The sequence below is a fragment of the Vagococcus sp. genome (genome assembly GCF_052102835.1).
Taxonomy (GTDB): domain Bacteria; phylum Bacillota; class Bacilli; order Lactobacillales; family Vagococcaceae; genus Vagococcus.
Map to the genome: position 1 here is coordinate 139,883 of NZ_JBQEIL010000006.1, position 21,514 is coordinate 161,396.

General features: G+C 33.7%; 18 protein-coding genes. 7 read left to right on the forward strand and 11 right to left on the reverse strand.

The genetic code is table 11. From position 1 onward, the window contains the following. The first annotated feature begins 156 nt into the window (after positions 1 to 156). Complete coding sequence (locus ACTJFD_RS07765; RefSeq protein ID WP_442260769.1) at positions 157 to 1,569, forward strand: CAP domain-containing protein; 1,413 nt, start codon at positions 157 to 159, stop codon at positions 1,567 to 1,569. 58 nt (positions 1,570 to 1,627) lie between these two features. Here the strand turns inward: ACTJFD_RS07765 and ACTJFD_RS07770 are convergent, their stop codons facing one another. Further along, positions 1,628 to 2,518, reverse strand: a complete 891-nt coding sequence (locus tag ACTJFD_RS07770) for a LysR family transcriptional regulator (RefSeq protein ID WP_442260770.1) — start codon at positions 2,516 to 2,518, stop codon at positions 1,628 to 1,630. A 122-nt stretch (positions 2,519 to 2,640) separates the two neighbouring features. Here ACTJFD_RS07770 and ACTJFD_RS07775 point away from each other — a divergent pair, with 122 nt between their 5' ends. Next, on the forward strand, positions 2,641 to 4,026 hold the full coding sequence (locus ACTJFD_RS07775) for a pyridoxal phosphate-dependent decarboxylase family protein (protein ID WP_442260771.1): 1,386 nt from the start codon (positions 2,641 to 2,643) through the stop codon (positions 4,024 to 4,026). 53 nt (positions 4,027 to 4,079) lie between these two features. Here ACTJFD_RS07775 and ACTJFD_RS07780 read toward each other — a convergent pair whose 3' ends face one another. Continuing rightward, entirely contained in the window at positions 4,080 to 4,907 is an 828-nt protein-coding gene (locus ACTJFD_RS07780) for a hypothetical protein (protein ID WP_442260772.1), read from the reverse strand. A 709-nt stretch (positions 4,908 to 5,616) separates the two neighbouring features. Between ACTJFD_RS07780 and ACTJFD_RS07785 the strand changes: the two genes are divergently transcribed. Then, complete coding sequence (locus ACTJFD_RS07785) at positions 5,617 to 7,239, forward strand: ABC transporter substrate-binding protein/permease (protein ID WP_442260773.1); 1,623 nt, start codon at positions 5,617 to 5,619, stop codon at positions 7,237 to 7,239. 13 nt (positions 7,240 to 7,252) lie between these two features. Further along, entirely contained in the window at positions 7,253 to 7,984 is a 732-nt protein-coding gene (locus tag ACTJFD_RS07790; protein ID WP_442260774.1) for an amino acid ABC transporter ATP-binding protein, read from the forward strand. A gap of 46 nt (positions 7,985 to 8,030) precedes the next feature. On the opposite strand, the gene ACTJFD_RS07795 is transcribed toward ACTJFD_RS07790, so the two are convergent. Together ACTJFD_RS07795 and serS are read right to left on the reverse strand one after the other, a co-directional pair. Continuing rightward, a complete protein-coding gene (locus ACTJFD_RS07795) occupies positions 8,031 to 9,962 on the reverse strand; it encodes a GTP-binding protein (RefSeq protein ID WP_442260775.1) in 1,932 nt (643 codons plus the stop codon). A 132-nt stretch (positions 9,963 to 10,094) separates the two neighbouring features. Next, positions 10,095 to 11,366: a serine--tRNA ligase gene (gene serS, locus ACTJFD_RS07800; RefSeq protein ID WP_442260776.1), complete on the reverse strand. Its 1,272-nt coding sequence runs from the start codon at positions 11,364 to 11,366 to the stop codon at positions 10,095 to 10,097. A 208-nt stretch (positions 11,367 to 11,574) separates the two neighbouring features. Here serS and ACTJFD_RS07805 point away from each other — a divergent pair, with 208 nt between their 5' ends. Beyond that, complete coding sequence (locus tag ACTJFD_RS07805; RefSeq protein ID WP_442260777.1) at positions 11,575 to 12,249, forward strand: helix-turn-helix transcriptional regulator; 675 nt, start codon at positions 11,575 to 11,577, stop codon at positions 12,247 to 12,249. A gap of 44 nt (positions 12,250 to 12,293) precedes the next feature. On the opposite strand, the gene sdaAA is transcribed toward ACTJFD_RS07805, so the two are convergent. From sdaAA to recQ, 4 genes are all read right to left on the reverse strand, one after another. Then, the gene (gene sdaAA / locus ACTJFD_RS07810; protein WP_442260778.1) at positions 12,294 to 13,181 is read right to left on the reverse strand and encodes an L-serine ammonia-lyase, iron-sulfur-dependent, subunit alpha; all 888 of its coding nucleotides are present in this window, start codon (positions 13,179 to 13,181) and stop codon (positions 12,294 to 12,296) included. A gap of 14 nt (positions 13,182 to 13,195) precedes the next feature. Beyond that, positions 13,196 to 13,900, reverse strand: a complete 705-nt coding sequence (gene sdaAB, locus ACTJFD_RS07815) for an L-serine ammonia-lyase, iron-sulfur-dependent subunit beta (RefSeq protein WP_442260816.1) — start codon at positions 13,898 to 13,900, stop codon at positions 13,196 to 13,198. A gap of 16 nt (positions 13,901 to 13,916) precedes the next feature. Next, positions 13,917 to 14,942 carry a PTS sugar transporter subunit IIC gene (locus ACTJFD_RS07820; RefSeq protein WP_442260779.1) on the reverse strand — a complete coding sequence of 342 codons (1,026 nt, stop codon included), beginning with the start codon at positions 14,940 to 14,942 and terminating at the stop codon, positions 13,917 to 13,919. A gap of 480 nt (positions 14,943 to 15,422) precedes the next feature. Continuing rightward, positions 15,423 to 17,174: a DNA helicase RecQ gene (gene recQ / locus ACTJFD_RS07825; RefSeq protein ID WP_442260780.1), complete on the reverse strand. Its 1,752-nt coding sequence runs from the start codon at positions 17,172 to 17,174 to the stop codon at positions 15,423 to 15,425. Positions 17,175 to 17,375: 201 nt separating this feature from the next. Between recQ and ACTJFD_RS07830 the strand changes: the two genes are divergently transcribed. Then, the gene (locus ACTJFD_RS07830; protein ID WP_442260781.1) at positions 17,376 to 19,091 is read left to right on the forward strand and encodes an ABC transporter ATP-binding protein; all 1,716 of its coding nucleotides are present in this window, start codon (positions 17,376 to 17,378) and stop codon (positions 19,089 to 19,091) included. Positions 19,092 to 19,158: 67 nt separating this feature from the next. Here the strand turns inward: ACTJFD_RS07830 and ACTJFD_RS07835 are convergent, their stop codons facing one another. After that, the gene (locus ACTJFD_RS07835) at positions 19,159 to 19,338 is read right to left on the reverse strand and encodes a hypothetical protein (RefSeq protein ID WP_442260782.1); all 180 of its coding nucleotides are present in this window, start codon (positions 19,336 to 19,338) and stop codon (positions 19,159 to 19,161) included. A gap of 156 nt (positions 19,339 to 19,494) precedes the next feature. Continuing rightward, positions 19,495 to 20,127, reverse strand: a complete 633-nt coding sequence (locus ACTJFD_RS07840) for a CatA-like O-acetyltransferase (RefSeq protein WP_442260783.1) — start codon at positions 20,125 to 20,127, stop codon at positions 19,495 to 19,497. Between the two features lie 490 nt (positions 20,128 to 20,617). Here ACTJFD_RS07840 and ACTJFD_RS07845 point away from each other — a divergent pair, with 490 nt between their 5' ends. Continuing rightward, positions 20,618 to 20,803, forward strand: a complete 186-nt coding sequence (locus ACTJFD_RS07845) for a glycine zipper family protein (RefSeq protein ID WP_442260784.1) — start codon at positions 20,618 to 20,620, stop codon at positions 20,801 to 20,803. Between the two features lie 76 nt (positions 20,804 to 20,879). Here the strand turns inward: ACTJFD_RS07845 and ACTJFD_RS07850 are convergent, their stop codons facing one another. Continuing rightward, a complete protein-coding gene (locus ACTJFD_RS07850; protein WP_442260785.1) occupies positions 20,880 to 21,509 on the reverse strand; it encodes a bifunctional 2-keto-4-hydroxyglutarate aldolase/2-keto-3-deoxy-6-phosphogluconate aldolase in 630 nt (209 codons plus the stop codon). Between the last annotated feature and the right edge of the window lie 5 nt (positions 21,510 to 21,514).

The window sequence follows — 21,514 nt, forward strand, 5'->3', positions numbered from 1 at the left end:
TAATTATATTATTTATCATCCGTTGTTGCAATTCTTTTTTTAAATTCCTAACTTATTCCACTTATTTGACACATAACGCCGATAGGTGTATTTACTTTCTGATTTTTTCATGATAAAATAACAATGTATTCAAAATAAAAAGTTGGAGGCTGTTTTATGAAAGGTGTAAAAAGATGGAGTTTGTTTTTATTAAGTTTATCATTAGGAATGATTTCTTCAGAAGTGGTCCGCGCGGATTCAACGACTATTGAAACTAGCACAAATGAGAGCGTTACCGTTTCGGATGAAGCCCAAGAAATAGGTACTTCAGCAACTCAAAATATTTTAACGACTACTGCATCGACAAGTAGTAGCGAAGTGAACGATGTTGAACAACCGAAACAGAAATCTGCTAAATTATCAAGTGTCACAGTGGTTAAAAAGCAAAAGAAAGAAGAAAATACTAAGGCTTATTACGCGGACGGTCGATATGTAAAAATAACGAATCGTTATTACAATACTTGGAATAATTTTAATTGGGTCAAACGTAGTTCAAGTGCTTCATTGTTTGGTAAGACCTTTCAAGCACGCGGACGATATGAATTCAGCAATGGCGCGACTTACTATTCCCTATTTGATAATCAAGGGAGATGGTTTGGTTATTTGAATTCAACTGCCACACAAAACACTACCGGCCAAGGTCATTATCTTTCGGATGGTCGTTTAGTTAAAATCAATAAGAAGGGCTGGTCCTTGTATAATGGATTTAACTGGACTTATCGAGGGTCATCAACTGATTTATATGGTCAAACTTTAAAAGCACGTGGTCGTTACGAGCACTTCAACGGAGCCACCTACTATTCTCTCTATGATCGAAAAGGAGTTTGGAAAGGTTACCTTAATGCTGGAGCAACGATAAATACAACCGATCAAGGAACCTATTTTTCTGACAATCGCTATGTCAAAATTCACAAAAAAGGATATGGCGTTTGGAATAATTTTAAATGGCAGCGCCGTGGTAATTCAACCAGTTTATATGGAAAAACATTACATGTTCGTGCCCGTTATGAATTTTTCAATGGTGCCACCTACTATTCTTTGTACGATAATCAAGGAAAATGGCAAGGATATCTTAATGCTTCAGCAACCATCCCTTCAAATGCCAATGCTTCTGAAACAAAACCAACTGAGTTCACTCAAGAACTCCTACGTTTGGTAAATGATGAGCGAAAAAAACGTAAGTTGAGTCAAGTTCAGTTCAGTACGCCTCTTTTAAAAGCAGCTGAAATTCGTGCGAACGAAATCACAAAAGTATTCGACCATACTCGACCAAACGGTAAAGAATATCATACGATACTTGATGAAGTAACTCCCGGTGTCAATTATTTAACGTCATCAGAAAATATTGCCTATAGTACTTCACGATATTCTCAAAAAGAAGATGCACAACAACTGTTTAGAATTTGGATGGATTCACCTGGTCATAAAAAAAATATTTTAACACCTAATCATCGCTTTTGTGGTTTTGCAGCAAAGAAATCAGGTTCTAGAACTTATGGTGTCCAATTGTTTTCTGCTGGAACTTTTTAAAAAATAAAAAAAGTAGGTATCCTGATTATTTGGATTACCTGCTTTTTTTATTTGATTTTTATTTATTTTGATAATTTTCGATAAACAAATCAATAAACAATTTCATCGCTTGAGTAGTTTGCTTATTTTTATGCTGTACCAATTGGATTTTTATATTCGAACTCGGAACTGGATAATCTATCGTTTGAAGTGAATTCAAGTGATGGTTATGCTCTATTACAAATTTAGGTAAAAAAGATAAACCAAATCCTTGGTTTAAAAGTTGTAAAATGGTTTCAGGATTAGATATTTCTAGTTGAGGTTGGACGGTCATCTCTTCCACTGCTAACATAATTTCTAACTCTTTTCGATAACTTGCCCCACCTTGTGTTAGGATAAATGGCACAGATAGGATATCAGCTAAAGTTGGTTTTTTAGGTAGTTTTTTCAGGCACCGTTCAGAGCCTACGAAAACACTTTCCTCTTCTTTTTCAAACCATTTTATCCAGTCGCCACCATAGATTGGATAATCTAACGTTAAAAGCAAATCTATTTGATGATTTTTTAATTTTTTTTCTAATTGTGTCGTCGTTCCGTTGGTTACGATACTGTTAACCTGTGGATATTTTTTATGAAACTCTAATAATATAGGGGGGAGAACAACTGTTGAAAGTGATTCAACGGTCCCTATTCTTAATCGTCCTGAAGGCGTTTCTCGCTCCTTCAGTTTTGCTTTGGCCCGCTCTACCTGACTAATTATTTCAATCGCTTCATTTAAGAAAAGATTGCCTGCCTCAGAAAGATAAACTTTTCGGCCGATGCGCTCAAATAAAACAACATCTAATTCTTTTTCAAGTTGTTGAATATGAACACTTACAGCAGATTGAGAATAGCCAAGCGCCTCTCCCGCATTTGAGAAACTTAAAAGTTGAGCGACTTTAATAAAAGTTGTTAATTGATTGAATTCCATTCACTGGTCCTTTCAGATTAATATTATTAATCAATTTAATAAAAAACTTGAATATTTATAATCTCAAATCCATGCTACACTATTAAACAGTGAGTATCAATAGTTTTAAGGGGGAGTTTATAATGGAAATGAAAGAACATATGAAACAATTTATTGATGATTTTTACCAGGAAGATACTAATTATGATGAGTTGCCAGTTGTTCAACTGATTGAGCAAGAAGAGTTTTCAACCCTTTCAGAGATGCCAATTCCTGAGGACGGTCAATCCGTTGAAGAGATGGTTCATATTTTAAGAAAAGAAGTTTATCCAAATCGAAGTATCGGTGAACATCCACGTAATTTTGCATTCATACCTGCACCGATTGAAGAGGTTTCTAAATTAGGGGATTTAATCAATTTATTCTACAATCCAAACGCTAGTGGTTGGTACCCTAGTTCTGGTACAGCGTGTATTGAACATTCATTAATCAACTGGCTTTGTGAACAAGCTGGTTATTCCGATGATGCTAGTGGTATCTTTGTCTCAGGAGGCTCTATTGCTAATTTAACCGCGGCCATTGCAGCAAGAGATAATAAATTAAAGCCAGATGATATCTCCAAAGGGGTCGCTTATATTTCTAACCAGGCTCATCATAGTGTTAATAAAGCATTACATATTATCGGTATCCCAGAAGAGAGAATTCATCGTTTAGAAACAACCGCCGATTTAAAAATTTCTTACGATGATTTAGAAAGACAAATTGAAATTGATCAAGAAAAAGGGTTCAAACCATTTTTAGTTATGGCAACAGCAGGGACAACAAATGCCGGAGTAATTGACCCCATTGAAAAATTAGCTGAAGTTAGTCAACGCCATAATCTTTGGTTACATATTGATGGTGCTTTTGGTGCCTCACTACTTTTATCAAAAACACATAAAAACCAGCTTAAAGGAATTGAATTAGCAGATAGTATTACTTGGGATGCACATAAATGGCTTTTTCAAACTTATTCTTGTGCAATGTTACTTGTTAAACACCGCTCTACACTATTAAATAGTTTTAGCAATCGACCTGAGTACCTAGAAGATGCGCATCAAGCAGATCGAACTGACTTTTGGGATTTAGGTATTGAGTTATCACGTCCAGCACGTGGAATAAAACTTTGGTTGACCCTTCAAACACTGGGTACCAAAAAAATTAGCGAACAAATTGATTACGGTATTGCTTTAGCAGAATTTACTGAGACCCAAATTCGTCAAACGAAACATTGGGAAATTATGACACCAGCACAAACTGCTATAATTAATTGGCGTTACAATAATCCTAAGTTCACTGATGCTGAATTAAATAAAATAAACACACAATTATCAGAAAAAATGACACATTCTGGCTATGCTCAAGTTTTAACTACAAAATTAGCTGGAAAAACAGTGTTAAGAATGTGTACCCTTTCTCCTTTAACAACTGAAACTGATATTGTGAAAACGATTGAAAAATTAAATCAATGGGCCAGTGAAATTAATTAATAAAAAACTTGTAAATCCCTCATTTATTTTTGAGTGATTTACAAGTTTTTATTTTAACCTTTTAATCTTTTAAATGAGTACTCTGCTTTTCCCGTGTGTAATTGCCAAGTATACCAAAATACAAAAGGAATAGCGATAATCGCATTAATTATTCCCCAGTACTTCATAAATTCGGGATGATACCAAGTACTTGAATTCATGATTTTAGGAAATAATTCAGGCACAATTGCGCGGACCAAGAGATGAGTTGCTAAAGTATACACTCGAGCAATGACATACAATTCAGGTCTTTTTTTAATGAGAGGATAAATTTCAGCTGCTAGTAAAATACAAATCGAACTGGCAAAGAAAGTTGCTCCTTCAGCGTAAACAAAAGCCATATTCCAAGTCGTATATAAAAAGTTCCACATGATTGTGGTGTAAACTAATAAATCACCATTTGGAGAGTTTTCAATCTTCCAATATTTCGGTGCATAAGGTATCGTAATACATAATATAAGTCCAGCTAACGCGTTATAATAATTTCCCATCTGTAAATCTTTTATCGTTGCTTCAGTAATATTTAAAAATAAAATGCCGTATAAGAACCACAACATCCAATTTCCACGTAAAAAATCCCATACTTTTCCAACATTATGATCTGCATTTGCTACTCTAGAAAAACCTAAAATGATGGTTGGTAGAATGACACTCAAAATCTTAACCCAACGAAACCATCCTGTTATTCCCCCACTCATAATCCACAACGGAAAAGTTAATAGTGTGCCTAGCCAAAACCAACTTGAAAATCGATAATTTTTCCGCATCACCTCGACAATGAACATTAAAATAACAATATAGATTATCATTGTTAATCCATACTTTAAAAAAATTCCTCCCATTTTTATCTCCCCTTACTTTTTTATGTTTCTTTTTTTTAAGAACGTTTGTAATGTTTACCGCACGTTCTAAATTATAACAGAAAAAAAATGTCTTTCAAGCACAATTTGATGAGAAAAAAGTTTTAAAAAGCATTGATTTAACTGTAAAAGTATCTTATTTCAATTCGCTTTATATTTTAAATAAAAACAAATAGTAGATAACATTTTTTCAATAAACGTTTAAGAAAAAATGAAGTTTAAAATTTCAAAAATTTAAGCCTCATTATCCGATATGTATTTATCTTTTATATAAAATAACAACAAACATAAAATAGTAATCGTTCTTTTTCATGAGTGTTATTTCCCTCGACCATCCTCTTTTCTAGGTTACTAAAAAAAGAGTTGACAAAGCAAAGAACTGTGTGTAACATGAGAAACATCAAATTGAATGAGGGAGGAAAAAATGATGTCAATCCAATTAAAAACTTCAACTTACTATTACGCTGTTTATAGATAGTGTTTGCATTTCACATAGATGCAAACACGTATGTTTGTGTCTATGAGGAGCTTAGTTTTTGATGCCTACATAGATCACTTGAATCTAATGTAGGCGATGAGAATATTGAGATTGATATCTTTTTTCTATACCCTAAACGTTAAAACGACGGCATTAGATTTTTATTTAATCTAATGCCGTCGTTTTTTATTTTGATTATAAGGAGAAAATAAAATGAAAAAAACAAAAAATAGTTTTAAATTATTATTTTTAGTCATTGCTTTTATAGGAATGAATTGGACTCTTTTTTCTAATAAAACAAGTGTCTTAGCTAAAGAAAAACAAGTAATTACTGTCGGAACTTCTGGTCAAACCAAACCAATGAATTATTTTGATACACAAAAACAATTAACAGGTTTCGAAATTGAGTTACTAAAAAAAATGGAAAATCAATTAGACGATATCGAATTTAAGTTTGAAATCACTGAATTCGCCTCTTTATTCGCAGGTTTAGATTCTAATAAATTTGATTTAGTCGCTAATAACTTAGGGGAAGGAAAAGAACGTCGTGAAAAATACCTTTTTTCAAAACATCCATATATCATTACTCACAATGTTTTAATCACTCAAACAGGGCAACCTAAAAATTTGACCATCGGGGACTTGAAAGGTAAAAGTATTGGTGTTGTCCCTTCTTCTCCACAATCGCAATTTTTAGAAGCTTGGAATAAGGAAAATCCCAAAGAAGCCGTTACTATTAAATATGTTGACTCAGACCCATCCCAAATCATTCGAGATGTTCATACTGGTAAATTTGATGCCACGATTTATGCTACAACTTACTTAAATGATGTAAAAAAAACATTTGGTATCGACCTGCAATCACACCCGATCAAAGAAGAAGCAGCAATCAGACCGCCAGGTTCCTATTTTATTTTTCGTAAAGATGACTTGGAGTTGAGAAATCGAATGGATCAAGTTATCGAAGAATTTAGACAAGATGGAACTTTAAAACAGTTGAGTATGGATTTCTTAGACGAGGACAATACTCAATTAACTCAAGATTTAATTGTCCAAAATGAGCAAGCAGAAAAAGAAATGATGAAGGAAACAGCAAAAGTTAAAGACAGTAATCGAACAAAAACAGATGGTAAACTCTTTGCGCCTGAAATAATACCAACCATCATTAAGGATTTATTGCCAAAACTTCCTATCACATTATTGATAACCATCGTTTCTGCACTACTAGGCTTAACTCTTGGTTTTTTAATCGCTTTAGTAAAAATAAAAAAGGTTCCTGTTTTATCGCAAATATTAACCTTATTTGTTTCTTTTATGCGCGGAACACCACAATTAATCCAACTATTTTTAGCTTTCTATGGTTTTCCACTTGTCATGGAAGCTCTAAATCAACGTTTTAACTTCAATATCAATGTTAATAATATTCCGGCTATTCTGTATGTTTTTATTGCTTTAGGCCTTAATGAAGCCGCTTATACTTCAGAGACTTTCAGAGCCGCTATTTTATCTGTTGATAAAAAAGAAATAGAAGCCGCACGTTCTATTGGGATGAAAAACTCACAGATCCTTCGTCGAATTATACTCCCTTCAGCTTTAATTGTGGCAGTACCAAGTTTAGCTAATAGTATTATTGCTCTATTAAAAGGGACTTCTTTAGCCTTTACCGTCACCGTTATTGAAATCATGGGACAAGCTCGGATTATTGGTGGAGCAAACCTGCGCTTTTTTGAAGCTTATATTGGAGTTGCTTTAATTTACTGGATATTCTGTATTTTGATTGAACAACTTTCAAGCAAGCTTGAAAAACGATTAACCAAAGGACTATCAACAAACTGAAAGGATGATACACATGTTAAAATTGTCAAATTGGTCTAAATCATTTAAAGAAAACACCGTTTTAAAAAATATAAACTTAGAAATCGGAACAGGTGACGTTTTAAGTATTATTGGGTCAAGTGGTTCTGGTAAATCAACTTTGCTTCGTTCGATTAATTTCTTAGAACCGGCTGATTCAGGGAGTATGGTATTCAATGGTACTGAACTTAATGTAGAAACGATCACCAAAAAAGAAATTCTAAAAATTAGACAACAAACAGCGATGGTTTTCCAAAATTATGCGTTATTTTCAAGAAAGACAGCGAAAGAAAATGTAATGGAAGCTTTAACACAAGTTCAAAAACTTACTAAAGAAGAAGCGATGACACAAGCTGAACACTATCTGACACTAGTAGGGATGGAACAACGAATGGATTACTATCCTACTCAGTTATCTGGAGGACAACAACAACGTGTTGGTATTGCTAGAGCTTTAGCTATCCAACCTGATATTATTCTTTTCGATGAACCAACCTCAGCACTCGATCCTGAAATGGTCGCAGGTATTTTAGATTTAATTAAACAAATTGCACATCAAGAAACAACCCTTATTTTAGTCACACATGAAATGAATTTTGCGCGTCAAGTTTCAGACCAAATCATTTTCCTTGATAAAGGGACTATCCTTGAATCTGGCTCGCCCACTAAAATTTTTGAAGCACCAGAACATGAACGAACCCGTCAATTTATTAATGGTTTTCAATAAACTTAAAACGACCTAAAACCTGATACATTTGGTTTTAGGTCGTTTTTCAATCTCCATAATGCTCTGACATTTCAAACCATTTGACTTCGTAACCTGCTCCTTTTTTAAATAAAATAGAACTTGAAGGATAGTCTAAATCACGTTCTTTTTGATAACCTATTTTTTTAACCACTTCACTCGTCGCTAAACAAGGCAAATAATCATAAAATTCAAAGTGAACGCTCCCTTTCCCTTTAGTTAAAGAAGCTAATTCTTCTGGGTAATCAACTAGTTTACTAACTGGTCCTTCTCCTTTAATAATACAAATCATTTCTTTTATTTCTGGAGGCAGAAACCGACAATTTAAACGTTGCAAATCGGATAAAATATTCCCCATATAATCGAGGTTTGCAATAATTTCAAAAGAATACCACGGTTCTAACAAGATAGTTACTGCTTGTTCTAACCCCTGACGAATCGCTCGCCAAGTCGCTTCACGAGTATCTCCTTTACTGGTATGAATCATGCTCACCTTTCCTTCTAAAAGAGTGATATGGACTTTAGTTATAGGCGAGCCAGTTAAGACACCTTTTTGTACTCGTGAAAAAAGACTGGCTTCAATTATATTTTGAGTTTGCTTCGATAGTTGTTCTATATGGACATCACTTGAAAAAGTAAGTCCTTCTGTTTGAGAGGGTTCTATCTTTAATTTGATATGGGCATAATGTCCGAGAGGTTCATAATGTCCCAAACCGATGACAGAATTGGCAATTGTTTCTCGATATAATATTGTGTAATCTTCAAAGGATACATCAGAATGATAAACATCTTCCAGTATCTCTTGGAAAATCTCTAATTGAATTTTCCCCATAAAACTAACGTAAACTCTATTTTTAGAATCAGAGGGATAGTCAAATGTTAATAATGGGATTTGATCTTCTAAATGGTTTAAGTTTTGATAAAAAACTGGATCAAAATCTTGAGTCCCTTTTAAGGTCACACGCATCATTGGTAAATGATTAGGGATAAAATCGGATCGATACTCTCCAATTCCCATTCCTAAATGCGTGGATTTAAGACCGGTTACCCCAACAATATCTCCAGCTTTAGCACTGTTCTTACTTTGATACCTAAGACCAGAGTAAACTCTAATATCATTAATTTTTTCTATGCTTTCTCCAAATGATAAGGCTTGTTTTATTTTTAGTTCTCCAGACATTACTTTAAGCAAAGTAACTCGTTCTTTTTTTTCATCAAAAATAACTTTGTAAACATAACCTCCAAAATCTTTATCAGGGCTAGATGTTTTTTTGAGTATTGTTCCATCTAAAACTTCCATCAGCTCAATGACACCCGTTTGTTTTAAAGCACTACCACCTAATGCTAAGTAAATTTTCTGTTCGGCGATTAGTTTTTGACATGTTTTTCTCACTAATTCAGAGGTTATACAATTTTCAAAATAAGCCTCCATGAAGTGCTCATCAAAATTACACAACCATTCAATAAACTCATTCGATTTCAAATCGACTGGCGAATGAAGATAATAAATCGCAGGACTGATGAATTGCTTTAGACTATCTAAACTAGCTGTTAAGTCACCGGTTAGATTGTCTAGTTTATTAATAAAGAAATAAATCGGAATTTTATGTTTCTGTAATAAACGATAGAGCGTTAAAGTATGGCCTTGCACACCATCACTACTATTAATAATTAAAATAGCGACATCAATTAATGGTAAGGTTTGTTCCATTTCAGTCACTAAATCAGCATGTCCTGGTGTATCTAACAGTTGATACGATTGCTGCTGATACATAAAGTGAGCAGTATCACTAAAAACCGTAATACCTCTACGTTTTTCAATCTGATGATAGTCCATCACTGTGTCTTGATTGTCTACTCGTCCTCTTTTTTTAATCGCATCACACTCATGTAATAGCGCTTCACAAAAAGTGGTTTTTCCCGCATCAACATGAGCATAAACTCCAATTGTTTTCTTCATTCTCTTCTCCTTAAATTGAACAGTTATCTTTAATAGTATAACGCGAAGTTAACTTTAAAGCTAAAAAACTGGTTTGTTTTCCTAATAAAAATAACGTCAAAAAAGCAGAGTTTTTAAACTCTGCTTTTAAATCTATTTAATGACAGTCACGCCACCCATATATGAAACAAGAGCTTCTGGTATCGTAACTGAACCATCGGCATTTTGATAATTTTCTAAGATAGCCGCTACTGTACGACCTACTGCAAGACCAGAACCATTAAGCGTATGAGCAAATTTAGTCACGCCATCGGCTGTTTTATATCTAATTTTTGCTCTTCTCGCTTGGAAACTTTCACAGTTAGAACAAGAACTAATTTCACGATAAGTATCCTGAGCTGGCATCCAAACTTCAATATCATTTGTCATTGCAGCTGAGAAGCCCATATCACCCGTACATAAGACAATCGTACGATAAGGTAAATTCAAACGTTCTAGAATATCTTCTCCATTTTTAGTCAATTTACGTAATTCTTCATATGAATCTTCTTGTGTTGAAAACTTAACCATTTCCACTTTATGAAATTGATGCAAACGAATTAGGCCTCTTGTGTCTCGACCCGCACTACCTGCTTCTGAACGAAAACATGGGCTTAACGCAGTATAATACATTGGCAAATCTGCTTCTTTTAAAATTTCATTACTATGGTAGTTAGTTAAAGGAACTTCAGACGTTGGTATTAGGGTGTAATCAGAATTTTGAACTTGGAAAACATCTTCTTTAAACTTAGGAAATTGACCGGTTCCAAACATTGATTGACTATTAACTAAGTAAGGAGTAACCATTTCAGTATACCCATGATCATTAACGTGGACATCCAACATAAAGTTATAAACGGCCCGTTCTAAGCGAGCACCTAATCCTTTATAAAACAAGAAACGACTCCCTGTTACTTTAGCTCCACGTTCAAAATCTAAAATACCTAAATTTTCACCAACTTCCCAATGAGGTTTTGGTGTGAAATTAAATTTTGTTTGTTCATTCCAACGATGGATTTCAATATTTTCTTCTTCATCTTCACCGACAGGAACACCTTCGCCAGGAACATTTGGTAAAGAAACGGCAATTTCATATAATTTACTGTCAATTTCTTTTAAAATACTTTCTTTGTCTTTGATTTCTGCATTCACTTTTTTATTATCGATAATATTTTGATCGATACTTTGCTTATTTTTTTTAAGTTCAGCAGTTTGATCAGATAGTTCATTTCTTTTTTGCTTAAGTTGTTCTACCACTGGTAAAAGTGCTCGACGTTTTTCATCTAAAGAAAGTAAGGTAACAACACTTTCTTTGTCAACACCTCTTGTTTCCAATACTTGAATCATTTTTTCAGGATTACTTCTAATTAATTTTAAATCTAACATTAATAACATCCCTTTCCATTTTTTTATAATAAATTATTCTGAGAGTCAGAATAATATTAAACCCGTTAATTTTAAACTTCTGACACTTATAGTGAATTTTATTTCATGTTTACGCTCTCTATAGTGAAATTTTTTTCACTCATTTTGATTGAATTATCTTTAAATAATGTTATAATTAAGCATTATCAAGACTAAAAGGAGCCTCGTCATGAGTGAAAACTATTTAATACTAACTGAAACCGATAAAATCATTCTAAATTCATACAATACACTTATTGATCACCTTGGGAATTACCTTGGAGATGGTTATGAAATCATTCTTCACAGCTTAGAAAACCTTGACCAGTCTGTTATTAATATCTACAATAGTGACTATTCAAACAGAAAAGTGGGAAGTCCGATTACTGATTTAGCTCTTTCTATGTTAGAAACACTAAATACAGAGGGCACAGAGCCACCACTGACTTATTTCAATATCAATCAGTCAGGAACCCGCATGAAATCTTGTACCATACCGGTTAAAGGAGAAAACGATCGCATTATTGGTTTGATTTGTATGAATTTTTACATGAATACTACCATCGAAATGATGCTCAAAAAATTATCACCACTTGATCAGATGATGATTGAAAATCAGCCCATTACTGAAACTTACTCTGATACGTCAGAAGAACTAATCTGTCGAACCGTTAAACGTGTTCAACAAGAGATTTTTCAAAATAGTGCTATTAGTCAACAAAATAAAAACAAAGAAATTATCAAAAATCTAAATGATAAAGGTATTTTTAATTTAAAAGATGGTGTTATTCAAGCGGCGGATACTCTAGGTATTTCAAAAAATACGGTTTATATGCACCTCAGAAAACTAAAAACTAAAAAATGATTAAAAAGGTTGAGTTAAGTGATAACTCAACCTTTCTTTAGTTGTTATACTTTTAAAGTTTGACCAAAAATTTTAAATTTAATATTTTCACCCGTTGGAGTCCCCGCAATACCACCTAGACCTGTTTCACGTAATTCACGAGGCATATTTCGTCCTACTTTACGCATCGCTTCGACGACTTCATCCGCTGGTATTTTATTATCGATTCCAGCTAAGGCCATGTCAGCGGCGATTAAAGCATTTCCTGCACCAATCGCATTACGTTTAACACATGGAATTTCTACTAAACCTGCCACAGGGTCACAAACTAATCCTAAGAGATTTCCTAATGCGATACCAAAAGCATAAGAAGATTGATCCGGCGTTCCACCAGAAGCTTCGACAGCAGCTGCGGCAGCCATTGCAGAGGCACTACCGACTTCTGCTTGACAACCTCCCATTGCACCAGCAATCATGGCATTGTTTGCAACAACCATCCCAAATAAAGCTGAAGTGAATAAGAAACGTATTTTTTGTTCTCTTGATAAATGTAATGTTTTATCAATCGAAAATAGAACTCCCGGTAAAGTTCCGCTCGCACCTGCAGTTGGAGTGGCACAAATCACACCCATTGAGGCATTAACTTCATTCGTTCCAAGTGCGTCTTGAACCCCCTTCATCATTCTATCACCAGAAAGAGTTTTACCAGCTGCACGATATTTTTGAATTTTAACCGCATCCCCACCTGTTAAACCAGTGGGTGAAAAGACACCATCACCTTCAATTGATTTCGCGGCAGCATTTTCCATCGTTACTAAGTTTTTTTCCATTTTTTCCCAAACTTCATCAAAGCTTGTTTGAGAAAACGCCATTTCTTGTTCAATCATTAAATCAGATAAACTTTTCCCCGTTTTATTTGCTTCTTCCGTAAATTCTGCGATCGAGTTAAACATATTTTCTTCTCCCCTTACAGTACAATAATTTCAGCTTCATCTTTAAAAGAAAACAATTTTTCTTTTAAAGCTTCAGATGGACGCGAATCTAAATCAAATTGATATAAAAAGACTTGATCATTTTGATATTTTGTTGTTTGATTAATCTTTATTTTATTTTCAGCTAAAATATTTTCAATATTTTTCTTCAATATTTCATTCTCAGTTTCAACTAGCAAAACAGGCAATGTCCCTTGAGGTTCTAAAACAAAATTATTTATTTCAATATACTTAACTTCAATTGTACCCCCACCAACAGATATTCCGGTTACATGAATTTCTTTATCATCATCACTGGCTGTAATACAAGCTGTATTGGCATGATTAACTGGACTATCACCAGGCATTTCTAGAAATTCAATGTCAATCCCTTCTTTTTTAGCAATTTCCAACGCATCCGGAACACGTGAGTCATCGGCAGCAAAACCTAGAATACCGCTGGCAATTGCATAATCTGTTCCATGTCCTTTATGGGTTTCTGCAAAAGATTCATAATATTTTACGAGTACTTTTTTAGGTTTACCTTGAAATAATTTATTAGCTAGTTTGCCAATTTCAATCGCACCAGCTGTATGAGAACTAGATGGACCAATCATAATTGGTCCAATCACATCAAAACAGCTTTTATAATTTGTTACTTTTTTTTCTTTCTTTTCTGTGGGTAATTTAATTGTATTCATCATTTTCATTCCCCTCCTATACTGTTGTTGTTTTTCTTATTTCACTAACTAAAATTTTCTTATAATTTTTAAAGACTAATGATCCTAAATAACCGACTAGAAGACTAACGACTGTTACAATAATAACTGCTGGTATCGTACGACTTAGAGGATTGTTTCCAAGTGTTACTAAAAGACCAGCCCACGGAGTAGCCATACCTGTAACAGGAATTTGTAAACCGAAATAAGTAATAATCATCCCATTGATAATACCAGCAACAGCATTTGTTACATAAATTGGAACGGGGTTTGAACTAATGACATCGACTTGAGTTAAGGGTTCAATCGCAACAGCTAAAGCTGTTGTATCATCACCAAATTGCATTTTCTTGAAAAGCATTCCATTTAAGATTGAACTACCATAACAACCAATCGCACCTATGGCCATCGGAACACCCGTTAAACCAATTAAGGCTGTTAAAACCATTGAACTTAATGGTGTCATACCAACAATTGGAATAATACCACCAAGAACGGCCCCCATAACATATGGATTACCGTCGACTGCACTTAAGATAGTTCCGCCAATGGTTCCTAAAACACCTAAAACAACTGGTGCTGTCAATTGAGCGACTAAGTAGCTTAAAGCAGGTACAATCAAAATAATTACAATTAAATCAATACCTTCTGGAATTCTTTTTTGTAGTTGAACTGTTAAAAATGAAACTAAGTAAGCAGCAACGAATGCTGGTAGTAATTTGAAATCATATAAAGCAACACCAGTGATGACTGCAAATACAGGACTTATACCAAATGCAAGTGGTACTAAAATACCAACAGCTAGACCACCAAGTCCTCCCATTGTCGCACCTATCTTTGAAATAAACTCAATATGAAAAACGTCACCAATCGCGTAATGTAAAAATGCTTCTGGTAAAAACGTTGCACATGCTGCGCCAGATAAAGCGCCCAATGCCTTTTGTCCTTTTGGTGCTTTAAATGCAAACAATGACATACCTACTAATACTAATAAGAGCATTCCGATACCTAATAATGTTTTCAAGAAAAATTCCCCCAATAAAATCATATTTTCGTTTAAGTCTTTTCACGTGAATGATACTTAAATCTTACAACCTAAAATTATCACTGAAATATAGTTTAGTCAATGAAATTTTTTGTTTTATTTCGTGTTATTTTGTTCATAAAAAAAACAAATAGAAAAACAGATGAATTAACTGTTTCACTTTTATGTTAACATCCTTTATATATAGGTAAAAAACAATGAACATATGTTGTGTTATATGTTTTATGTAAACTAATTTCATTATTTATAATAAAAAAAATCAAAGATGAGGTTTTAGTAAGAATTAGAATAGTTTTCATTAAATAAAATATAAAAATGTAATAAAATTAATATTGTTCATTATTTTTTTATTAAAAATTAACCTTGAAAAGACAGCGTTGCCCCTGTTTTTTTCCATTAGAATCAAAAAAATCAATCCTTTAATCTAAGAATTGATTTCATTATTGTATTTAGTTAAAATTAAAAACTTTCTTTAATCAATTGCATGAAAGCTTCGCCATATTTATCGAGTTTATTTTGCCCCACTCCTTTAATTTGTAAGAATTCTAAGGGGGTTTGGGGTTGCTTTTCCGCAAACTCTTGCAAAGTTTTGTCTGAAAACACAACATAAGGTGGTAAATTTTGTTCCGATGCTAAATCAGTCCGTAATGTTTTCATCTTCAGAAGAAGTTTATCATCAACCTCCAACTGTCTAACAACTAATTGTTTTCTAAAAACTTTTTTCTTACCTAATAAAACATCGATACCTAGGGGTGAAATCGTTAATACTGGATATTGTCCCTGCGTGGGGACCAAATATTGTTCTGCTGTTAAATAATCAATTAACTGGACGACTTCTTTTTGTGTCCATTCTTTCATTAATCCATACGTTGACAATTGATCAAACCGCCATTGTTTGATTTTTTGATCATTCGAACCCGTTAAAACTTTACCAATCAAAGCTTTACCAAATTTTTCATCCATTCGTTTAACACAAGATAAAATTTTTTGAGTCTCTAACGTAATATCAACAGACTCTCGATCATCCAAACAATTACTACAACGGCCACAATCCGTTCCTTTTTCTCCAAAATAACGTAAGATATAACATTGTAAACACATTTGCGTATGCGCGTATTGATTCATTTCTCTTAACTTTAAATATTCACTTTGCTGATAATCTAGACTAGCTTCAGATTGCTCAATAAAATACTGATGAATTTGACTATCCTGCGCACTATAGAGGAGCACCGCTTCACTTGGGAGTCCGTCTCGGCCCGCCCGTCCTGCTTCTTGATAATACGATTCTAAATTGCCGGGCATTTGAGCATGAACAACAAAACGAACGTTACTCTTATTGATGCCCATTCCAAATGCATTGGTTGCTACCATGACTTGAATTCGGTCATACGTAAAAGCTTCTTGACTACTAGTTCGCTCTTGTTCCGACAAGCCACCATGATATTTCCCCACTTGAATTCCTATATGTGAGATCAAGCGATAGATCCGTTCAACCTCTTTACGTGTACTCGCATAAATAATACCCGATTGCTTCTTGTTCATCTTTAAAAATTCTAACAAATAGTTATCTTTTTGATCTTTAATCACTTGAAAAGCTAAATTTTCCCGAGCAAATCCGGTTTTGATTTGATTCTCTTTTGGAATCGAAAGTAGTTGGCAAATATCATCAGCAACTTCTGGCGTCGCAGTTGCTGTTAGAGCAACAATCGCGGGACGAACATTAAAGGATTGTAACGTCTTTGCTAAATCTAAATAACTAGGTCTAAAATCATGTCCCCATTGAGAGATACAGTGAGCTTCATCAATCGCTATTAAATCAACCGTCACGTGACGTAATAATTCTAAAAAATCGGCGGATGCTAATCGTTCTGGTGCAACATAGAGTAATTTTATATCACCACGTGCTGCCTGACCTAACCGATGCTGAATATCTTCATATCTCAAAGTACTATTGATAAAAGTCGCTGAAATCCCCATATCATTCAAACTATCGACTTGATCTTTCATCAATGAAATTAATGGTGAAATAACCAATGTTAAACCTTCCAAAACAAGTGCTGGAAGCTGATAGCAAATCGATTTGCCTCCACCTGTCGGCATGATACCTAAAACATCTTGCTTCAGCATAATCCGATTTATAATTTCTTCTTGACCTTTTCTAAATGTTTGATAACCAAATTTTTCTTCTAATAGTTGTTTAATTTCTTTCATCATTTGACTCCTCTTCCACTAGTCATTATACATTAATATAAAAATTTAGGTAGAACTATTCCTACTATTAAAATAAGTATTTAACAATTTTTTGATTAAATAAAGAAAGACTTCTCTGACCAAGTTTACATTTAAAGTATTTTAAATTATGGTATAGTTAGTCTTTAACTAAAGATTAAGAAATTTTATTGGAGGAGTTTTATGTTAAAACGTTTTTTTAGCTATTATCGACCTTATAAGTCGCTATTTTTATTAGATTTTGGTTGTGCGACCATCGCCGCCATTTTAGAGTTAAGTTTTCCTATCATTGTCAATCGAGTAATTGATGATATCATGCCCAGCCGAAATCTAAAATTGATTTTAGTGGTCTGTGCTGCTTTGTTTGGTTTTTATATAATTAATACTGCGCTTCAATATGTTGTTGTTTTCTTCGGGCACAAGCTAGGCGTCAACATCGAAACAGATATGCGTGATGACTTGTTCCAACATCTTCAAAAACAGCCCTTTGAGTATTACGATAATCAAAAAACAGGAAAGTTAATGACCCGATTAACGACCGATTTATTTGAAATTTCCGAACTTGCTCATCATGGTCCTGAAGATATTTTTATCACTGTGATGACACTCGTTGGTTCTTTTATTTTGATGTATAATATTCATCCACAATTGGCCATTATTACAGCCATTATGGTTCCTTTTATCACAATTGCTATGGTCTTTTTCAATAAAAAAATGACGAAAGTCAATACAACGATTTTTGAAAACCTGGGCGAATTTAACTCTGGAATTGAAGCGAGCGTTAGTGGAATTAGAGTCACACAAGCCTTTGCTAATGAAGAATTTGAAAACACTAAATTTAGCGGGTTAAATCAGCTCTATCGTCGGTCAAAACTCGCTTTTTACAAAACAATGGCCATTAGCTCTTCTTACAACTATTTTTTAATTCGTCTGATTAGTTTATTTGCTTTATTATTTGGAGCCTATTATACAATTAAAGGCGATATCACAGAAGGTAATTTTGTTGGCTTTATTCTTCTGTCTAATGTCTTTGCACGCCCCATCGAAAAAATTAACGTAATGATCGAAAGTTATCCTAAAGGGTTTGCTGGATTTAAACGTTTCACTGAAGAACTTGATAAAGAAATTACGATTAAAAACGCACCTGACGCTGTCGTTGTCAATCATTTAAATGGTAATATTAAATATGATCATATTTCTTTTAGTTATAGTGATGGGACACAAGTAATCAAAGATTTATCTTTAGATATTAAAGCAGGTGAAATTGTGGCTTTTGTCGGACCAAGTGGCGCTGGAAAAACAACGCTTTGTCACCTCCTACCACGTTTTTATGATATTGATAGTGGAAAAATCACGATTGATGGATTAAGTGTTAAAGAAATGACTTTAACCTCTCTTCGCCAACAAATCGGTATTGTTCAACAAGATGTCTTCCTTTTTCCTGGAACGATTCGTGAAAACATTGCTTACGGAAAACTTGGCGCATCCGATAGGGAAATTCAAGAAGCAATTAAACTGGCACATTTAGAACAGGTCATTGATAATATACCAGAAGGTTTGGAGACTATTATTGGAGAAAGAGGCGTCAAACTTTCAGGCGGACAAAAACAAAGAGTCGCGATTGCAAGAATGTTCTTAAAAAATCCACCAATCTTAATTTTAGATGAAGCAACCTCCGCACTTGATACAGAAACAGAGAATGTGATTCAAGAATCTTTAATGTCACTTTCAGAAGGACGAACAACGTTAATGATTGCCCACCGGTTGGCAACTATTAAACATGCGACACGCATCGTTGTCATCAATGAAACCGGAATTGCTGAACAAGGAACACATGAAGCACTTATGAACTTAAATGGTGCTTATCGAGCCTTATACGATGCCCAATTTAGAGACTAAAATAAAAATGGTGATGAGAATTGATATTCCTTTCTCATCACCATTTTTTTATCTCTTTTTTATTTAATTAGACTGAATAAGTAACTGTTGTTAATATTTTTAAATCCCCATATTGTGAAGCTCGCGTATCGATTAGCGATTTTATGTCAATAACTTCGTCATTATTTTTAGAGATTTCTGAAAGAAATTGATTAACAGTTACTTCAACATCTGCTTCCATGCCATAAAAATTTTTGATTTGTTTCATCCTAAACACTCCTTCTTACTTAAATTAAGTTCATTATTTCCAAATAAAAAAGAGGCAAAAGACAATAACAATAAGTTACTTGTCTTTTGCCCTTTGAGCTTAATATAGTATCTTCATTATAGCATAAGGAATTAGTCTTGCGTATCTCGACAAAGCCTATTGATTCAACTCATTTTGAAGTTTTTCAAAAAAAAGCGCAATATGATAGCCATCCATCGTAGCATGATGAACTTTTAAATTAACAGGCATACTAATTTTCCCCTGAATCTCTTGATATTTCCCTGTGGAAATCATCGGATGTAAGGTAACTGGACTAAATTTATTATTGGCTGAAATACTTTCAAAAGCTAACCAAGGGATTGTTGAAATATTAAAAAGATTAGCTGGTTCATTACTTATTGGACTAATATGATTAGCGTTTTTATAGTGTTCAACTAATGCTTTAAATTCTTTATCAAAATTTAGATAATCTCCTTCACACTCAATCCATAGCGCATGAAACAATTTTGTTTGTTCATTAAAGCTTGTAAAACTAGGCGTAATTTTATCCCATAAAATAAGTTCATCATCTAATAAATCATAACGCATATTTTCAATTGAATTAACAACTTTAGTTAGACAATAAATAGAATAACCGTAAAAACTTAACGCTTCTTTTTTACATTTTTTCAAAGCATGTGTCACATCAACTTTAGAAGTTACATCCAAAGTCGTACCTACACTCATAAAATAGTCATAGTACATGGCCCTTTCAAAATGATCGATTTTAATTTTTTTATAATTATTCATCTCTTTCACACCTTCATCTTTATTTGACTCAAACACAACTATAGTCAATTTAGATAATAGAAACATTAAAAATAAATGAAGCGTTTTTGACCACTTTAGGATATTTAGTAAAGATAAAAAAAATTAAATGCTTTCTGTAACTCCTCTGAGACCCAAAAAAGGCTTTTTTCTAATCAAAATTTTAGATATTTTTTTTAAAATTTATCTAAACATTGCTACAATCGCATTTTCATCTTCATTTTAAACTAAAAAAAAAGAGAGCCAAAAAAGACTTCTTTTTCTAAATTCAAGACTTGAAAGAGGGATCTCCTATAACAATTGTTAAACATTTAGCTAGGGGCAATAATTGGGATGTGACTCAAATTGTGGCGGGGAAATTAGAAGATTAATTATTACCGTGTTTGCGATAATAGTGGTAAATATTCTAATCTTTTGCCTCTTTTATAAAAACTTTGAATTTGATATACTTTAATTAAGGAGTTGTTGATAGATGAGTAAACATAAAAAATCATACGATGATGATTCATACCTTACTTTAGGTTTATGTTTCGGTGTTTCCTTCGGCCTTATATTCAATCATTTAGCCCTTGGAATAGCTCTTGGTATCAGTATTGGCGCTGCTCTAGATGGACAAAAAAAGAGTAATATCAAGAAAAATAATAAACAAAAGCATTAACTTTTTCTTGGTTTCTTACAAAATAAACTCGATTAGAATTTGGTATTCTAATCGAGTTTATTTTATTTCAGTTAAGTTAAGTTCGAGCTTTGTTTTTGAACCACGTTTGGACATACTGACTGGATAATAGCGTAATATCTGCTAGATTTCCTTTTAATAAGTTGCCACCAACACCTACCAAAAGAACTCCAGACGCTTGCCATTCTTCTAAATTTTCTAAGTTAATACCACCAGTTGCCATAATGTTTGCTTGAGGTAATGGTCCCTTAATCGCAGAAACCATCGATGCCCCCATTACACTGGCTGGAAACAATTTAATAACATCAACCCCATATTGTAAAGCCGTCGCTACCTCTGTTGGTGTCATACAGCCAGGGAGATAAGGAATCTGATATAAATTACATAATTTAGCAATTTCTTTATCAAAAGTGGGGCCTACAATATATTCTGCTCCTGCTAAAATAGCTAAACGAGCGGTCTGTTTCTCTAAAACAGTTCCTGCGCCAATCACCACATGGGGATAACGATGGCGTAACTCACGAATCACTGTCTCAGCGTTGGGGATTGTATAGGTGACTTCAATTCCCAACATGCCTCCAGCAATAATTGCCTCACTTACTGCTAACGCCTCAACAGCAGAATCACCTCTTACCACAGCAATAACACCTGACTTGACTAATTTTTTTAAACCATTCATTTTATTCATCCTAT